The sequence below is a fragment of the Micromonospora lacuserhaii genome (genome assembly GCF_036902735.1).
GTDB lineage: Bacteria > Actinomycetota > Actinomycetes > Mycobacteriales > Micromonosporaceae > Micromonospora.
In genome coordinates this window covers 256054-273186 of the sequence record NZ_JBAKHO010000002.1, presented here as the reverse complement: position 1 = coordinate 273186, position 17133 = coordinate 256054, and the positions used below count along the sequence as shown (strand labels likewise).

Annotated in this window: 14 protein-coding genes; 9 read left to right on the top strand and 5 right to left on the bottom strand. The window is 71.0% G+C overall.

Annotated features, from left to right (window positions below; all coding sequences use genetic code 11):
* Positions 1 to 91 precede the first annotated feature (91 nt).
* Positions 92 to 1420: an IS110 family RNA-guided transposase gene (locus tag V6U81_RS02540; RefSeq protein WP_334483756.1), complete on the bottom strand. Its 1329-nt coding sequence runs from the start codon at positions 1418 to 1420 to the stop codon at positions 92 to 94.
* A gap of 186 nt (positions 1421 to 1606) precedes the next feature.
* On the opposite strand from V6U81_RS02540, the gene V6U81_RS02535 reads away from it, so the two are divergent.
* The 5 genes from V6U81_RS02535 (at position 1607) to V6U81_RS02515 (ending at position 5086) form a co-directional block, all read left to right on the top strand.
* The gene (locus V6U81_RS02535; RefSeq protein ID WP_334483753.1) at positions 1607 to 2176 is read left to right on the top strand and encodes a hypothetical protein; all 570 of its coding nucleotides are present in this window, start codon (positions 1607 to 1609) and stop codon (positions 2174 to 2176) included.
* A 119-nt stretch (positions 2177 to 2295) separates the two neighbouring features.
* On the top strand, positions 2296 to 2559 hold the full coding sequence (locus V6U81_RS02530; protein ID WP_334483750.1) for a hypothetical protein: 264 nt from the start codon (positions 2296 to 2298) through the stop codon (positions 2557 to 2559).
* Between the two features lie 132 nt (positions 2560 to 2691).
* Positions 2692 to 2949, top strand: coding sequence for an aldo/keto reductase (locus tag V6U81_RS02525; RefSeq protein ID WP_334483747.1), 258 nt, complete (start codon positions 2692 to 2694; stop codon positions 2947 to 2949).
* 77 nt (positions 2950 to 3026) lie between these two features.
* A complete protein-coding gene (locus V6U81_RS02520; protein ID WP_334483745.1) occupies positions 3027 to 3368 on the top strand; it encodes a hypothetical protein in 342 nt (113 codons plus the stop codon).
* Positions 3369 to 3811: 443 nt separating this feature from the next.
* Positions 3812 to 5086, top strand: coding sequence for a barstar family protein (locus V6U81_RS02515; protein ID WP_334483742.1), 1275 nt, complete (start codon positions 3812 to 3814; stop codon positions 5084 to 5086).
* Positions 5087 to 5363: 277 nt separating this feature from the next.
* On the opposite strand, the gene V6U81_RS02510 is transcribed toward V6U81_RS02515, so the two are convergent.
* A complete protein-coding gene (locus V6U81_RS02510) occupies positions 5364 to 6572 on the bottom strand; it encodes a D-alanyl-D-alanine carboxypeptidase family protein (RefSeq protein WP_420883954.1) in 1209 nt (402 codons plus the stop codon).
* A gap of 522 nt (positions 6573 to 7094) precedes the next feature.
* Here V6U81_RS02510 and V6U81_RS02505 point away from each other — a divergent pair.
* On the top strand, positions 7095 to 7514 hold the full coding sequence (locus V6U81_RS02505) for a hypothetical protein (RefSeq protein ID WP_334483739.1): 420 nt from the start codon (positions 7095 to 7097) through the stop codon (positions 7512 to 7514).
* Positions 7515 to 7524: 10 nt separating this feature from the next.
* Positions 7525 to 8130: an alpha/beta hydrolase family protein gene (locus V6U81_RS02500; RefSeq protein ID WP_334483736.1), complete on the top strand. Its 606-nt coding sequence runs from the start codon at positions 7525 to 7527 to the stop codon at positions 8128 to 8130.
* Between the two features lie 118 nt (positions 8131 to 8248).
* Here the strand turns inward: V6U81_RS02500 and V6U81_RS02495 are convergent, their stop codons facing one another.
* The 3 genes from V6U81_RS02495 to V6U81_RS02485 form a co-directional block, all read right to left on the bottom strand.
* On the bottom strand, positions 8249 to 9235 hold the full coding sequence (locus V6U81_RS02495) for a hypothetical protein (RefSeq protein WP_334483777.1): 987 nt from the start codon (positions 9233 to 9235) through the stop codon (positions 8249 to 8251).
* A gap of 37 nt (positions 9236 to 9272) precedes the next feature.
* Positions 9273 to 10445: a low temperature requirement protein A gene (locus V6U81_RS02490; RefSeq protein WP_334483732.1), complete on the bottom strand. Its 1173-nt coding sequence runs from the start codon at positions 10443 to 10445 to the stop codon at positions 9273 to 9275.
* A gap of 193 nt (positions 10446 to 10638) precedes the next feature.
* Positions 10639 to 11694 (bottom strand): CapA family protein, encoded by a 1056-nt coding sequence (locus V6U81_RS02485; protein WP_334483730.1) that lies wholly within the window; start codon positions 11692 to 11694, stop codon positions 10639 to 10641.
* Between the two features lie 127 nt (positions 11695 to 11821).
* On the opposite strand from V6U81_RS02485, the gene V6U81_RS02480 reads away from it, so the two are divergent.
* Together V6U81_RS02480 and V6U81_RS02475 are read left to right on the top strand one after the other, a co-directional pair.
* Complete coding sequence (locus tag V6U81_RS02480) at positions 11822 to 13432, top strand: FAD-binding oxidoreductase (RefSeq protein ID WP_334483728.1); 1611 nt, start codon at positions 11822 to 11824, stop codon at positions 13430 to 13432.
* 351 nt (positions 13433 to 13783) lie between these two features.
* On the top strand, positions 13784 to 17119 hold the full coding sequence (locus tag V6U81_RS02475) for a S8 family peptidase (protein ID WP_334483726.1): 3336 nt from the start codon (positions 13784 to 13786) through the stop codon (positions 17117 to 17119).
* Positions 17120 to 17133: the final 14 nt, after the last annotated feature.

Below are 17133 nucleotides of genomic sequence, written 5' to 3'. Positions count from 1 at the left end.
TGCATGAGGGGCCTCCTTCGTCGTGAGACGTGAGCACCCCGAGCATCCCGCCCGGGACCCACGAGGAGCGAGGCCCCGCTCCTTCATGCCATCAAGAGGCCGCGGCGAGGGTTGTTCTAGGCTGGGGTGTGGCGGGTCCGGGAAATGACTTTTCCGAAGTGTCGATCTCGGGGTTCAGGTCGGCCGCGCTGGATTGCAGAGTCGCCCCCGCGTGTCCTCCCGGACCCGTCTTGACCAGCTTCGCGTCGGCGACCATCTGCCGGTAGACGATGTCGGACAGCCGCCGCTTCAGTGCCCGTAGGGCCTCCATCGGGGTCTTGCCCGCGGCCAGTCTGCGCCGGTAGTAGCGGCGCCCTTCGGTGTCACGGCGGAGTTGGACGATGGCCATGATGTGCAGCGCCCGGTTGATGCGCCGGTTCCCGGCTCTGGAGAGCCGGTGCCGGTTCTGGTCGCCGGACGAGGCGTCGATCGGTGCGGTGCCGTTCCACGAGGCGAAGTGGGCGCGGCTGGTGAACCGGGCGATGTCTGCGATGTCGCCGATCAGGCGGGCGGCGCCGGACGGTCCGATGCCGGTCAGGTCCATCAGCCGGCTTCCGGTGCTGTTGACCAGGTCGGTGAGCTCCTGTTTCGCGATTTTGATCTTCTTGTCGATGACGACGAGTTCGCCGATCAGCTCGCAGGCCAGCCGACGGCGGGTCTTGCCGACCACGTCGCGCGGGCGCACGGTGCCCAGCAGGACGCGGGCCTGCTGGGCGGACAGGTCCTTCGTCGCGCCGCCGGGCATCAGTTCGAGTAGCAGGTGGTGCAGCCGGGAGACCACGTCGGTGCGGGCCCGGCCGAGTTGGTCACGGCGGTCGACCAGCAGCCGTAACGCGACTGTGGTGTCGTCGGTGACGACCTGCCGTAGACCTTCGGTGCGCAGGGCGACCACAGCGACGCTGCGGGCGTCGACCGGGTCGGTCTTGCGGCCCTGGCCGGTGGCGAACACCCGGGCCCGGGCGGACAGCTTCGCGGGAACGTCCACGACGGTCTCGCCGTCAGCGACCAGACGTTGAGCGACGTGCCGGCCGATGCCGTTGCAGCCCTCGACCGCCCAAAGGCGGTCCTTGTGCTTGCGACCGGCGGCGAGCATGGCCTGGTAGCCGTCGCGGTCGGTGCCGAACCGGCCCTGCCCGAGCGTCTTCTCCCGCGCGTTGATGATTTCGATGGTGGCGGAACGCTTGTGCGGGTCCACGCCGATGATGACCTGAGCCATCCTGTCCTCCCTCGATCCGACGGTGTTCGTCGACGGGAGGGCAGCGCTACCTTGAGCCGGGCAGTCCCCTCTTGAGCCTCTCTCCGCCGCGGCGACCGGCGGGGCGCACGCCAGATGAGAGCCACACCAACCTGCGGTGGGCAGCCGCGATGAGAGCGACCCCACCGGTCACCTCGACCAAGCCTGGCCGGGCTGCGGTCGTACCACCAGCTAACAGGTAGCCGCGATGCGGGCGGCGCACACCGTTAGAACGGCGGGGTCGCCGGCCGATTTGTCAGCCGGTACAGGGCGAAGCGGTGCTGTAGCGTGCGAGCCTGCACGGACTGAGCGAGCGCTGCGAGGATGGCTGCGGTGGAGACTGACGACGAGGACAAGCTAGGCCTCGACGACCTTATCCCAGCTGCGGGCGGTGAGTGGCACGGACTGCTGTTCGACAACCCATCCCTGCATCTGCCACCGCGCCTAACTTGGTCCTTCACATTTCCCTTCGAGGATGTGTCACGCGAGGGTGACGGCAGCCCGGTCGGCCTCGACGTGGAGTGGCTTCCCATTCCAGCGGACAGTTGGCGCCGCATCGCCGGACACCACCTGACAAGCGCTACCTTCGGGGAACCGGCTGAAGCCACCGTCTACTACTACATGCACCACCGCTTCGAGACGATCGACCTGCAGCTGATAGACCAACGCGACCGTTCGCTGCGGGCCGTCGCCGCCGTGTCCGGCGACATCGATGGCCTCGGTATCGATCCGGTGCGCGTCGACGCCTGGCTCACGTTCACCGGGATACTCGTCTCGCTCCACGACGCGACCTCGCCCGATATGGCCCTGGCCCGCCTCCGCCAGTTCACCGACACGACCGGCCTGGCATTCGACCCCGACAGCGGGGACGCGGCGCTGCGATTCACCGCAGAATCGGACTGATCGCTGCGTGCAGCTCGCACGTGCGGACCGGCGCGGTCACCAGCACCGAGAACCTCACGTACCCAGACCCATCCCTACCAAGATCAGGTGCACGGATCTGCCGCGATGCGAGCGCCGCCGTGACGACGATGGATGTCCGGGCTCGGGCTTTCGAGGCGGCTGCTCCTATCCTCTCTGTTCACGTCGCGGCCCGGCTGCGGATCACCGCCCAGCCGGCTGGCGACGGGGACAGCGCGATCCGGATCCGACTCGACGGCGACGAACTGCCTCTCGATGGACTCGCCGCCACCTCGGCGGCGGTCGCACCGGGCCGCCACGTCCTGCAGGTGAGCGCATCCGCGACCGTCCTGCTCGACGGCCTGACCGTCACGGCGGTCCCCTGACCGCACCCGGCGGCCACGTCCCCGACCTTGCCTGGGCAGCCCACCTAGTCGGCGGGCGAGACCCTGCACTCGGACCGCACGGCGTCGACGTTCCACCGCGACGGCAACCACACCAGCACGCTGCAGGACTCGATGATCGGCGAGATCGCCAAGGCGCACGGCAAGACGCCCGCGCAGGTGATGCTGCGCTGGCACCTGCAGCAGGGCCGCTCGGCCATCCCGAAGTCGACGAACCCGCAGCGCATCGCGGAGAACTTCGACATCGTCGACTTCCAGCTCACCGACGAGGAACTCGCCGCGATCGACGGCCTCGACACCGGCCGGCGCGGCGGACCAGAGCCGGCCGACATCACCCTCGAGACCTTCGGCCGGCCGATCCCCGAGGCCTGATCAACCTCGCACCCCCGCTCTTCGGCCTCGCCGCGTAACAGCGGGGGCTCAATCGACGACGACACGAAGGGACCTACATGCGTACCGCCAAGCTCGGCGACCTCAAGGTCACCCGGATCGGGCTGGCAACCTCATCCTGCGCCACATCAGCCGGAACCGGGCGTCGGCCGGCCATGACCTTGCAGCCGACGACGACGCGCTGTCAGCCTGGCTTACGGCGCATCACCACACGGTCCGGGCCCGGCTCGCCGAATTCCTCACCGCAGCAGGCGAGTAGGTCCGCCACGACGGGCGCAATGCTGTCGACGCCCCGGGACAGCTACACAAGCGCGGCCAACAAGCAGGCCGGCCGGAACCTGACCAAGCTGACCAACACCTTGCTGGGTTCGACGACCACCGAGAAGCCCATCGCCAGCTGACCTTGACGAGGACGAGGCACGGGCGCCGCAACCACCAGCTGGGCTACGGCGACCTGGGCCTCGTCGGACGTCAGTCTGCGGTAACGGTGAGCCCGGCGGCCAGCGCGGCCGTGATGACGCCACGGCGGACAGGCGTTCCCGGCCGATCGACGGTGTGGTGGTCATGGAGCCTCCTTTCTTGGGCAGCACCGGGCGGGCGGCCGGCGCTGTCGGGCGCCGGTCGCCGTACGCCAGGTGAAGGGATGGCTGTTCGGTCGGCTGCTGTCGCTACTGGCCGTTCGTCGTCTCGACGCGGGCGATGAGCTGCTTGAGTCGCGCGATCTCCTCGGCGAGCGCGGCGTTGCCCGCGGCGGTGAGGGTGAACCAGGTCTGGCCGCGCCGCCCGGCGTAGCCCCGTCCACCAACGCGCCAGTCGTGGCACCGCCAGCCGGTAGGGTCGCGGGGTGACGACGAGCGCTGGTCCCGGGGCTGGCGGTCCGCCCGAGCAGCGGCGGTGGGCGTGGGAGCATCCGATCGGCCCGCGCTGGCTGCTCCTCGGCGACGTCGGCTTCGAGGGCTCCTACGAGACCGATGTCCCGCTGGCGCTGTGCGCGGAGATCGAAGGGCTGTTCGTCGACCTGCCGCCCCGGCCGCGGGAGCGGTTCACGCTCGTCGGCTGCACTCCGGAGGGTGCGCTTGCCGACCTGCTCGATCGGCTGCCCGCCGAGGCACTCGGCACCGAACGAGCCTGGCTGGGTGACATCTCGATGATGGCGCCGTCGCCATCGCCGGACATGCCGCCCTCCTGGTGGGGCGAGGACCTGGGCGACGTCGTCGTGGTCGCTCAACGGCCGAACACCACGATGCCGGATGTCGTGGACATCGATCTCGACGGGTTCGTCCACGTCTACGACCGCACGGACGAGGTGGTGCGCCCCCGCGGCGTCGACGAAATCGTTCTGCTGGGCCCGGACGAGGTGCGCTACGGCACCTGTCGGGACATCACCGGCCTGTTCCGCGAGCAGTCCGCACCGCCGGTGCCGCACGTCCGGCTGCTCGGTTGCCGACCGGAAACCGCGTTGCTGACCGCGCTCGGCGCGGTCGGGCAGTTGACCAAGGCGGCCCTGCGTCGCCGCCGGATCCGCGCCGAGGTGTACGTGGTGGGTGCCGATGGTTCGGTCAACCAGGTGACCGGCGCTGTGGTGTCCGGGACGGTCGATGCGGCCGAGCCGTCGCGGCTCGGTGCGGGACTCGTCGACGTGACCGTCGTCAGCGACCCGCGGGAACCGCTGCCGCTGGGGGTCCTCGACGTCCTAGAGCATTGGTACACCCGACGGCCCGTCGAGAAGAATATGTGGGCCGGCTACGACCGGGACTTGCGCCACCATTGGGCCGGGGTGGCGCTCGCCCACCAGTCCGATGTGGTCGACCGGCCGGCCGGCACCACGTACGACCTCGACGGCCGGTTCGTGACCGACATCGAAGGGTTCTACTGCGCGATCGGCGAGGCGATCAACGGCCCGGGCGGATACTTCGGCTGGAACCTCGACGCGCTCGACGACTGCCTCCGCGGAAGGTTCGGCGCGCGGGCGCCGTTTCGGCTGGTGTGGCACGACTCGGCCGTGGCCCGCCAGCGCCTCGTCGCCGGCTACGACCGGCGCCTGCTGGGACCGGCGACCACCATGGGATATCTGCTGGACATGTTCGGGGAGCACCACGTCGAGGTCGACTTGCGCTGACCCGTGAGCTGACGACCACTACAGCTACCTCAGCCGGTCGAACCCTGATCCTCAGGATCTGGCGCGCTCATGCCGCGGGCTATCCGGAGTTCGGCGCAGGCGTCCCGCCAGGCGTAGGACTTGTAGGCGGAGCCGTTGTCAGTAAGCGGCGGGCGGTGCCGGAGCGGGATCAACGGGGGTGGCTGCCGGCGTCCGTCCACTGGGTACCGTTCCTCCGCGACCGCCGCAGTGGTGTCGTTCGCCTTCCGGAATCACCGACCCGTTGGTGGTCGGCTTCCTACGGGTTGACCGCCCCGCGCGCGGCCCTTCGTCGCCAGGGAGCCGCCAGGAGCAGGGCGGCCAGTACGACGGCGGCGCCGAGGCCGAGGATGGCCGTCAACGAGAACGTTGGTTCTGCTGCCCCAGCGTGACCGTGGCGCTCGCCTCCCACCTTGGCAATGGCACGGTCGTACTTCTTCTCGTCGGGGGTGACCAGGCGGCCGACCGACGCGTCGGGCGGGAGAGCGAAGCCCCAGTCCAGCAGGGCCGCCGCCTCGCCCAGGCTCCCCAGTGGCGCGGTCTCCGCGCCGAGCAGGGTCACGGCGAGCCGACGGCCGTTACGTTCGGCCACCCCCACGTACGTCTGTCGAGCCAGGTCGGTGAAGCCCGTCTTCCCGCCGAGCGTCCCCGGGTAGTGGTCCAGCAGCGTGTTGTCGTGGGTGATGGAGAAGCCTGGCGTTCCCGACTCTGCCGGTATCTCCGCCGCTCGGGTGGCGATGTATCGCCGGAAGTCTGCGCGGGCGTAGGTGGCGCGCGCGATCAGTGCCAGGTCGTACGCGCTGGTGTACTGACCGGGGCCGTCCAGGCCGGACGGTGTCGCAGCGTGGGTCTGGTTTGCGCCCAGCCGGTGCGCCTCGTCGTTCATCGCCTGCACGCCGCCCTGCCGCCCGGCGGTGCCACCGCCGGCGCGGGCCAGCACGTTGGCCGCGTCGTTTCCCGATTTGAGGAGGAGCCCGAGCCACAGGCTCTCGATCGAGTAACGGCCGCCCTCGACCACCCCCATTCGTGAACTGGCCGGATCGAGATCCTGCAGATCCGCCCGGGTCACCTCGACCACCTGTGCCGGGTCGAGGTGGGGCATCAGGGCCGCGGCCAGGAGCATCTTCTGCACGCTGGCTGGCGTGCGGTGCTCGTGCGGTCCGCAGCCACCCAGCACCGCACCACTGTCGAGGTCGGCCACGACCCACGAGGTGGCGGTCACCGACGGCGCCATCGGCGCACCCGCGGGAATGGCCAGCCCCGCCGTCGCCAGCGTCTCGCCGCCGACGGCGAGGTCGGCGGGACCGACCGGTGGCGGCGACGGTGCGGCGGGCGGCGGCACTGGCGGCTTCACGGCCGGGCAGGGCACGTACGGCGCGGACGCCGCCAACGTCGATGACCCGGCCGCTACGCCGGGCGTGGTCAGAAGGGCGCTGAGCGCAACGGCAGCAATGCGAATGACAGCCACGTTAAAGCACCGTAATTGCTGACAAGGCCGGCACGGCTCGGTTGCCAAAAGTAGTCCTGAGGCGGCACGAAATTCGGTCTTTGGGTGGGCCGCACTTGTTGGAGCGCCTTGTGCTGTTTCGCGGATCGATGTCCGGATAGTGGAGATACGCGATGGGTCCGTTCACGGCCAACCAGCGCACAGTGGCCTAGTCAGACTCCATCGGATCATTGGGGGTTGTGGGTGGCTGCGGGGTCGACGGCGCCGCAAACGGAAACGCGGGGCGCAGTCGGGCCAGGACGGGGCGGGCGACGCGATACACGATCTGACCGCCGGGCGGTCGGGGCTCGGCGTGGCGGCGCTGGTGCTGCTCGAGCTGGCCCGGTCCCGCCGCCGCGGCCGGTGATCCGGCGCGGACCGGGTGGGCGGCCCACACCGCCGCCGCGGGCGAGGTGTCTGTCGTATGGATATCTACTGTGGCCAATGTCACGTTAGCGTTCTCGCACGCCGGCCGTCCCACCGGCGCATTGACGGGAGAACACCATGCAGACACCGTGGAAGGCCGTCACCACCCTCGCCGCAGCCCTTCTCCTCGTCCTGCCCGGCGGCGTGGCCGCCCGCGCCGCGGGCACGCCGTACACCACCACCCCGGTCTCCGGCTCGCTCGGCACCTACCCGGTCTCCGCCGTGTACGTCGCCGGGATCTCCTCCGGCGGTTACCTGGCCACACAGCTACAGGTCGCCTACTCCGCACGGATCCGCGGCGCGGCCGTCTTCGCCGCCGGCCCCTACTACTGCGCCCAGAACACCGTCGCCCAGGCCCTCTACGGCTGCGGCGACAACATCTACCCGACCCACGTCTCCACGCTGGAGAACTACACCCGCACGTGGGCTTCCTACGGTTGGATCGACGGCACCGGCAACCTGTCCGGGCAGCACGGTGTACGTCTACCACGGCAATAGCGACACCACCGTGAAGAAGTCCGTCACCGACGACCTGGTCCGGTACTACCAGGACTTCGGGGCCAGCGTCCGCTACGACAGCGCCGGCGCCGCCGGCCACGCCTGGGTCACCCCGTACGGCACCGTCGGCTGTACCGCCACCGCCTCGCCCTATCTCAACGACTGTGGCACCGACCCGCAGGGCGCCTTCCTCGGCAAGCTGCTCGGCTCGGTCTCCCCGCCGAACACCGGCCCGCTCGGCGGCACCCTCATCCGGTTCAGCCAGAACACCTTCGCCACCAACGGTTGGGCCAACGGGTTGAGCATGGACTCCGCCGGCTTCGCGTACGTCCCGAGCGCCTGCGCCGCCGGCCAGACCTGCCGGCTGCTGGTCGCCCTGCACGGCTGCGCCCAGGGGTACGCGAAGATCGGCACCGCCTTCGTCGACCGGGCCAACCTCAACCAGTACGCCGACACCAACCGGCTGATCGTGCTCTATCCGCAGGCCATTGCAACCGGAGCGAACCCGAACGGGTGCTGGGACTGGTGGGGCTACCTCGGTGCCACCAACTACCCGATCAAGGGCGGTTACCAGGTGGAGACGATCATGAACATGGTCCGCCGCCTGGACGGCTGACCGCCGTCTGGTCTCCCGCCCCGGCGCTGATCCGCCACAGCACCGCGGCGAGGTGAGAGGAGGTGCTGCTGGCCGCGCGGCAGCGTCAGTACCGGTAAAGATCCAGGTCCGGTGCGGATCATGCAGCCAGCCGGCAGAGCCGGCGGTACTCGGCGGTGACCACGCCGAGCAGAAAGAGGTCCACGCCGAGCGCGGAGAGCGCCCCGAACTGGTTGACGGTGAAGCTGAAGATCTGCCCGAACAGCAGATCCACCAGGAGCGCGAGCTTGAACAGCCGGAAGGCGCGCGTCCGATCGCGGGGCAGCAGCCACGCGCCACGGATGCTCAGCACCGCGGTGATCAGCGCCGAGACCGAAACCCCGAGCACCGCACGCCATTCTCGCTGGTCGTTCAACTGGCCGGTGACCGCGTCCTGCAGGACGTTCACCACGACGACGAACGGCTCGCCGACCAGGTAGAGCACCACCAGCGCAACCACCCACCGGTGGGTGGTCACCCAGATCACGGCCCGGCGGGCCTGGCTGACCCAGGGCTGCCAGAACCGGGAACCGGGTGGCTCGCGTCGAGGCACCGTGTCGAGCAGCCGGGCCACCCCGTCCTCGACGTCCGGGCCGCAACCGCGGACCAGCCGGACCACCGCCGCGCGGCGATCATCGGTGAGGCCGGTGCGGAACCCTCCGACCACCGCGTACAGCGCGTTCGCCGTCCGCTCCCGGTCGGAGAGCCGGATCCGGCTTCGGATCGCCTGGGTGATCACGACCAGCACGGCGAAGGCCCCGTAGATGATGCCGGCGGCCGGGGCGTAGAAGTAGTCGGTGCCGGCGGTGACCAACTTGCCCACCTCGTCGATGAAGAGCCCGAACCCGATCCCGCCCAGGACCGCGCCGACGATGCGCGCCGCGCTGCCGAGGAAGACCAGCGCGACAGCCAGACCGGCGGTCATCAGCAGCCCACCCCAGAGCACGTGCGCGATGTGCAGCCCGCCGCCGCCGAGCTGCGGGTAGCCGGTCGCCTGGAGGTATGCCCGGGTGACCAGCACCGTCACCACCCCGGAGAGCACGAACGCCTGCAGGTACGACGGTGCCTCCAGTACCCGGGGTGGCATCGACCAGCGGGACGGGCGGGCGGCCATGGTCCCGACGCTAGTGGCGGTGTCCGTCACCCCGGGCCGGTTCCGCCGGAGTGGGCGCGAAGCGGGTGATGACCGTCGCGGCGGCAGCGCTGGCTGCCGCCGCCACCAGGAGCGCCGCGTAGGGCGGTGCCAGCGCACCCGCCGCCGTGCCGGCCAGTGCCAACGCTGCGCTGCCGACCAGCCACCGTCGCGGGTTGATCCTCGGCACCGCCCACAGGTACCAGCCCTGGGCGAGGAGGAAGAGTATCGGTCCGCCGAACAGCAGCAGGCTCAGTGCGGCGGACGGGTGGCCGTGGGGGTGGGTGATGGCCATCTCGAAGGCCGCGGCCGCGGCGATGAGTCCGGCCACCATCACTGTCAGGACGTTGCCCGCCATCCGGGTGGCGTGGATCGGGTCGCGGGTCTTTTCCAGGTGTCGCACGACCAGGTGGCCGGGGCCTCCGTAGGCGATCATCCACAGGGCCGCCGTGACGATCAGGGCAGCCAAGCCCGTCGCCAGTGTCATCACCGTCATCGGCACCGCGGCGATGGCTACCCCGGTGGACAGGATCGTCTCACCCAGGGCAATGATCAGGAACAGTCGGCATCGTTCCAGCATGTGCCCGCTCTCGGCGAGCCCGACGCTCTGCGAGTGGAGCCTGCGCCCGGGCACCGGGTGTCCGAGCCAGGTGCCGACCAGGTCGTGGGCCGCGGCCGCGGCCCACCAGTACAAGCGGTGTACGGGGTCCACCGCGGCGCCGACCACCCACAGGGGTGAGCTGGTGAGCAACCACAGGATCGTGCGCCGGTAGTGGTCGCGCCAGATCGCGTTCGGAGCGTTCAACAAGGTCCACAGGCCACGGCCGAGCTGAATGAGCAGGAACGGAACGGCGAAGTTCCATCCCGAGCCGGTGAAGGCGCTGGTCACGGCGGCGTTCATGAAGAGACCGACGAACAGCACCGTCACCATCATGGCGACAGTGCGGGTGCGTTCGATCCTTACGAGAGTCGCTTCCCAGCTGGTGTAGTACCAGACGGTGAAGACAGCCAGCAGTATCACGGCGGTCTGCGCGATGCCGCGCCCTGACAGGTGGTCCCGCAGGTGGTACGTGAGCTGGGAGACTGCGAACACGAACACGAGATCGAAGAACAGCTCCACGGGATCGACCCCGTACGTCTGGGTGCGCCGCAGCTGCTCGTCCATCGCAGGGTCTGCCTCTCGGGTCTCGGACGTAGAACCCGTTCCAGTCGGGCCGACCGGCTGGTCGACGCGGTGGGATTGCGCGGCGCAGCCGCGCTCGACACCGAACTGGGTCGCCTGATCGGGCTGACCGAACCTGCGACGACGATCGCAGCCCGAGCCGGACGGGTGCCAGGCTCCTCGCCGCGGCCGGTGTCTATGGGGCGGGGCTCGCGGCAAGTCCGGTGCAGGCGTGCAGGCCCGCGTACTCCTGGCGGATCCGGGCCGTGTCCTCCCGGCCGGCGAGTTCGGGTCGGCCGGTGCGTCGGGAGATCGTCGCGGGCACCAGTTCCGTCTTCGAGATCGCCGATCCGTCGAGGGTCACCCGCAGCACCCCCGTGTCGTTGCTGTACGCGTCGTCGCGCCACCACAGGAAGTTGCCGAGCCCGTACTGGACGAAGGTCTTGCCGAGCCACCCGTCGCCGAGCAGGAGGTGGGCGTGGGTGCCGACCACGATCGTGGCGCCCGCCCGGGCCACCTCGCTGGCGAACGCGCGCGCCTCGGCGGGCGGACACGCGTCGCCCTCCGTACCCCAGTGGACGTAGACGACGACCACGTCGGCCTGCTGTCGGGCAGCCCGAACCGCGGCGACGGCGCGGGGCAGGTCCCGGGTCATCGCGATGCCGGCCCCGGCTTCTGTGGCCCTCCACTGCGACCACAGCTCGGAGACCTGGCTGAAGCCGAGGACAGCGATTCTGGTGCCGCGTATGCCGGTGATCCACGGCCGGTACGCCGCCGCCGCGTCGGCGCCCGCGCCGACGGCCGGTACCCCGGCGGCCCTGGCCGCGTTCACGGTGTCGGCCAGGCCCGTCCGCCCGTAGTCCAGCGTGTGGTTGTTCGCGATGGACACGACGTCGATGCCGGCGGCCTTCACCGCGTCGTACGCGCTTGCCGGTGCCCGGAAGTGGAACTCCTTCGGCTCGGGATCGCCCCGCGTGGTGACCGCCGTTTCCAGGTTGACCATCGCCAGGTCCGCCGCCGACAGGGTCGACGAGATCGACCCGAACGCGGTCGCAGGGTCGCCCAGCAGATCGGCCGTACGGTCGGCGAAGTGCACGTCGCCCGCGAACGCCAAGGTGATCTCGGCAGGCTGGGACGGGGACGCCGCCGGGGCGGAACGGGTGGGCGCACCGGCCGGCGGGGTCCGGGCGGCCTCGCACGCCGTGACACTCAGGGTCGCCGCCAGCGCGACGAAGGAACGTGCCCATCTCACTCAGCGCAGCGTACGGAAACCCGCCCGACCCTGAGCCTACTTGGCCAGGATTGCATCGACGGGGTGCCGGCCGTCGAGTACGTTACCGGCGAGTTGATCTGGCGATGGTGGACGGCGGGGAGGCCGCATGGCCGGGAAACACCGTTCGTGGTGGGGTTGGGGGCACGTCGAGGACGCAGTGACCGGCGCGGAGGCGACGGCGTTGGCCGACCGGGTGCGTACCCTGCTGCCCGACGTCGATCTGACCGAGCACGTCGCGCCGCCGGTGGCCGAACTCGGCCTGCGCCAGCCGCGGGTCGATCCGCCGACGTCACTCGCCCGGCTGTGCTCGACGGACCCGGGCGACCGGGCGGCCCATGCCCACGGCAAGGCGTTCCGGGACGTCGTGCGCAACCTGCACGGGGACGTCCGCGATCCGCCGGACCTGGTGGTCCGGCCGGCAACCGAGCAGGACGTCGTCGACGTGCTGGACTGGTGTGCGGGGCGGGACATCGCGGTGATCCCCTACGGCGGCGGCTCGTCAGTGGTCGGCGGCGTGGAGCCGCGGCTGGACGACGCATATCCCGCGGCGGTCAGTCTCGACCTCGGGCGCCTCGACCGGGTGCTGGAGGTGGACCCGACCAGCCGGGCGGCCCGCATCCAGGCCGGCGTGTTCGGGCCGGCGCTGGAGGACCAGCTCCGACGGCACGACCTCACGCTGCGGCACTTCCCGCAGTCGTTCGAGTTCTCCACCCTGGGCGGCTGGTTGGCCACCCGTGCCGGCGGTCACTACGCCACCGTCCTGACCCACATCGACGACCTGGTGGAGTCGTTGCGGGTGATCACCCCGGCCGGCACCAGCCAGTCGCGCCGGCTGCCCGGCTCCGGCGCCGGGCCGTCCCCGGACCGGCTGTTCCTCGGCTCGGAGGGCGCGCTCGGCGTCATCACCGAAGCGTGGATGCGGCTGCAGGACCGGCCGCGCTGGCGGGCGGGCGCCTCGGTGCACTTCACCGACTACGACGAGGCGGTCGCGGCCACTCGGGCCATCGCCCAGTCCGCGCTGCACCCGAGCAACTGCCGGCTGCTCGACCCGGCCGAGGCGCTCCTCAACGCCGGCGCCGCCACCACCGGCGGCGTGCTCGTCCTGGGATTCGAGTCCGCCGACCATCTGGTCACACCGTGGCTGGACCGCGCCGTCGAGCTGTGCCGCGACCACGGGGGAACCCTGCCGGAGCCGCCCCGCAGCGACGACTCGTCCGGCCCACGGCAGCGGACCGCCGCCGACGCCTGGCGGTCAGCGTTCCTGCGGATGCCGTACCAGCGCGACGCGCTCGCCGCCCGGTCGATGATCGTGGAAACGTTCGAGACCGCCTGCACCTGGGACCGATTCCCCGCCTTGCGCGCCGCCGTGCTCGCCGCGGCCGGCGACGCGCTCCGCGCCGTCGCCGCGACCGGCGTGGTCACCTGCCGCTTCACCCACGTCTACCCGGACGGCCCCGCCCCCTACTTCGGCGTGTACGCCACCGGCCGCTGGGGCGCCACCGTGGACCAGTGGGACCAGATCAAGCATGCCGTCTCCGACGCGCTGCTCGCCGCCGGCGGCACCATCACCCACCACCACGCCGTCGGCCGCGACCACCGACCGTGGTACGACCGGCAGCGTCCGGACCCGGTCGCGCTCGCACTGCGCGCCGCCAAGGGCGCGCTCGACCCGTCCTGGATCCTCAACCCCGGTGTCCTCGTCGATCCCGCCGGCTGACGTGGGCCGACCCCACGATGCCTGACTCCCCGGTAAACCCCGTGCCGGCGGGGTGGCCGCATCCGCCCGGAGCCGTACCGGGGCCGGGCGGTGCGACGTGTACGGCGACGAGGTGGCCGCGGGGACGCGGCCGGCCGGCCAGCTTCTGTTCGAGCCGGAGGTGCGGTAGACGACGGTGTCGTTGCGGCTGCCTGGCTGCCGGTTCGTGGAAGGTGTGCGGAGGCTCGGCGGTCCTGGCGTGCAGGCCCCGCGCCGATCAGCGGAAGTGATCCAGGTCACTCCCGATGAACTTTCACCCGCCGGCCACGTCCGGGACACCTGGATACCTCTCGCGTTCATCCAGGGAGAATGATGCGTTCAGTTCGCAAGATATCGGCGCTGGCACTGCTGGTGCTGGGCGTCTCGGCGGTGGCTCCGGGCGGTCCGCCGGCGTCGGCGCAGCCCCGGGTCGCGAAGCCGGCGACCACACCCGCCGTCGCGTCCAAGCCCCGGACGGTCACTCTGCTCACCGGCGACACCGTCCACGTCAGCAGTGTGGACGGCCAGACGGCCGTCGACGTCGTGCCGGGCAAGGGGCGGGAACGGATTCCGTTCATCACCCACAGCGCCGGCGAGGACGTACGGGTCATCCCCGCCGATGCCGTTGGCCTGCTCAACCGGGGCAAGCTCGACGAGCGGCTCTTCGACATCTCGACGCTGGTCGACTTCGGCTACGACGACACCCGGGCCACCCTGCCGCTCATCGTCCAGCACAGCAGCGCCGCCACCGCCGGCCTCGCCGGCGCCCGGACGACCCGGGAGCTTCCTGGGGCGAGCGCCGTCGCGGAGAGCCGCGCGGACGCGGTGTCTTTCTGGAACAACCTCACGTCCGCCGCGAGTGGCACCGAGCGGCAACTGCGGGCCGGGTTCGACAAGATCTGGCTCGACGGGCTGCGCCACCCCACCCTCGACGTCAGCGTCCCGCTGACCGGCGCGCCGCAGGCCTGGCAGGCCGGCTGGACGGGAACGGGGGTGAAGGTCGGCGTGATCGACACCGGCGTCGACCAGACCCACCCCGACCTGGCCGGCCGCGTCGCCGCCGCGGAGAACTTCACCGCCGACCCGGACGCCCTCGACCGGGTCGGCCACGGCACCCACGTCGCTTCCACCATCGCCGGCAGCGCGGCCGCGTCGCAGGGCCGGTACAAGGGCATGGCGCCCGGCGCGACCCTCTACAGCGCCAAGGTCTGCATCGAGGAGGGCTGCCCGGAGTCGGCGATCCTGGCCGGCATGAACTGGGCGGCGCAGCAGGGCGTCAAGGTCGTCAACATGAGCCTCGGCGGCCCGGACAGCCCGGAGACCGACCCGATCGAGGCGGCCCTGGCCGACCTCACCCACCGCTACGGCGTGCTCTTCGTCGTCGCCGCGGGCAACACCGGCATGGCCGGGGAGTCCACGGTGAACTCGCCCGGCAACGTGACCGAGGCGCTGACCGTGGGTGCCGTGACCAAGACGGGCGAGCTGGCCGAGTTCTCGAGCCGGGGTCCGCGCACGGGCGACGCCGGCATCAAGCCCGAGATCACCGCGCCCGGCGTCGGCATCGTCGCCGCCCGCAGCTCGACCTCCGACCTGTGGCCGAACGACGAGAACCCGCAGTACGCCAGCCTGTCCGGCACCTCGATGGCGACTCCGCACGTGGCCGGCGCGGCGGCGATCCTGACCCAGCAGCACCCGGACTGGGCACCTGAGCGGATCAAGTCCACGCTGATGGCGGCCGCGCAGCCGAACGCCGCCATCGGTGTCTACGAGCAGGGCGCGGGCTTCCTCGACGTGGCCCGGGCGATCCAGCAGACCGTCACGGCGAGCCCGGTCAGCGTCGCCTTCGAGCGGACCACCGCCGCGCAGCAGAGCACGGTCACGTACGCGAACAGCGGCTCTTCCGCCCTCACCCTGGCGGTCTCCCTCGACGCCAAGGACGCCGACGGCGCCCCGGCGCCGGCCGGACTGTTCAGCCTCAGCGCCTCCTCGGTCACCGTCCCGGCCGGCGGCACGGCCACCGTGACCGTCACCGTGCAGGCCGGCGCCGACCTGCCCGACCGCTACTTCGGCGGTGAGGTGACCGCCACCGGCGGCGGCGCGCAGGTGCAGACCCCGGTCGCGCTCGACATCGCCCGCCACCAGCTGTCCCTCAAGCTCGTCGGGCCGGACGGCGGAGCGCCCACGCCCGAGCAGGGCTGGGTGACCGTCCTGACCGACCTGGACCGGCAGACCATCCTGGTGCTCGGGGACCCCGCGGCCACCAGCTACCGGGTCCGCGCGGGCCGCTACCTGGTCCAGACCTACCTGGTGAGCGGCGACCCGTTCCTCCCGCACGTCACGACGCTGGTACGCCCGAGCCTCGACCTGACCACGGACCAGGCGCTCACCATGGACGCCCGCCTGGCGAAGCCGATCGCGGTGTCGGTGCCGAACCCGAAGGCCACCGCGGTCCACCAGGAATTCGGCTGGACGATCCGGACCGAGCAGCCGCAGATCTGGGGCAGCAACGACCTGTACGGCGTGCTGATGAACCTCCCCTTCGACTACCTGCGCACCGCGCAGATCGGGGCCGGCGAGACGCCCGGCTTCGTCTCCTACGTCAACGGCATCTGGGGCCAGGTGGCCGAGGACGGCAGCCTGCACAACAGCCCGTACGCCTACCGGGTCTACCTCTACGAGCCGCAGAAGATGATGACCGGGCTGACCCGCAAGCTGCGCGCGGGCGACTTCGCCACGGTCCGCTCCCAGATCAGCGCGGACGTGGCCGGAGTGCCGGTTGCGCGGACCGCGGTCGCGCACGCGCCCGGCAACTCGCCGATCTACCGCGACGAGCGCAACATTCCGCCGAGCTTCACCTACGACGTGCCGAGCACCATCACCGAGTACTACAACCAGGACAAGCAGGCGGTGTGGAAGTCGACCTCGGCCCAGCCGCGGCACACGTACTACGAGTCGGCGTGGACCAGCTTCCAGCCCGGGCGCGCGTACAACGTGAAGTGGGCCAACGCGGTGGCCGGGCCGGTCTTCCCGGAGCCGAACTTCGGCCAGCAGTTCGCCACCCGCTACTGGGGCGACACGCTGGGCGGGCCGGGGCCGCTGCACGGCGACGGCGCCGGCCACATGGGCTTCCGGCATGTTCGCGGCGGCAGCGTGCAGGTGAGCCTCTACCGCGACGGGGTCAAGATCGGCGATGGGAGCCAGGCGCCCTGGTCGTGGCAGGTGCCTGCGCAGCCGGGTGACTACCGGCTGGCCGCTACCTTCCGCAGCGACCCGGCGTTCACCCTGTCGACGGTGGTCGACGCGGAGTGGACCTTCAAGTCCGCGCACGTGAGCGACGGTGAACTGGTGAAGCTGCCGATGACGGCGATCCGGTACACCCCGGAGCTCGACATCGACAACCGGGCGCCGGCCGGCCGGCCGTTCGCGATCCCGGTCTCGCTCGACCGTCAGGTCGGGGCGGCGCCGGGCCAGACCACGGCCTTGACCGTCGAGGCGTCCTTCGACGACGGCGAGACCTGGCAGCAGCTGACCGTGCGACGGTCCGGCGAGAAGGCGGTCGCCTGGGTGCGCAACCCGGCCGGCACCGGCTTCGTCTCGCTGCGGGCCGCCGCGACGGACACCAGCGGTAACACGGTCAAGCAGACCGTCATCCGCGCCTACCGGTACTGACGGTAGGCCCCGGA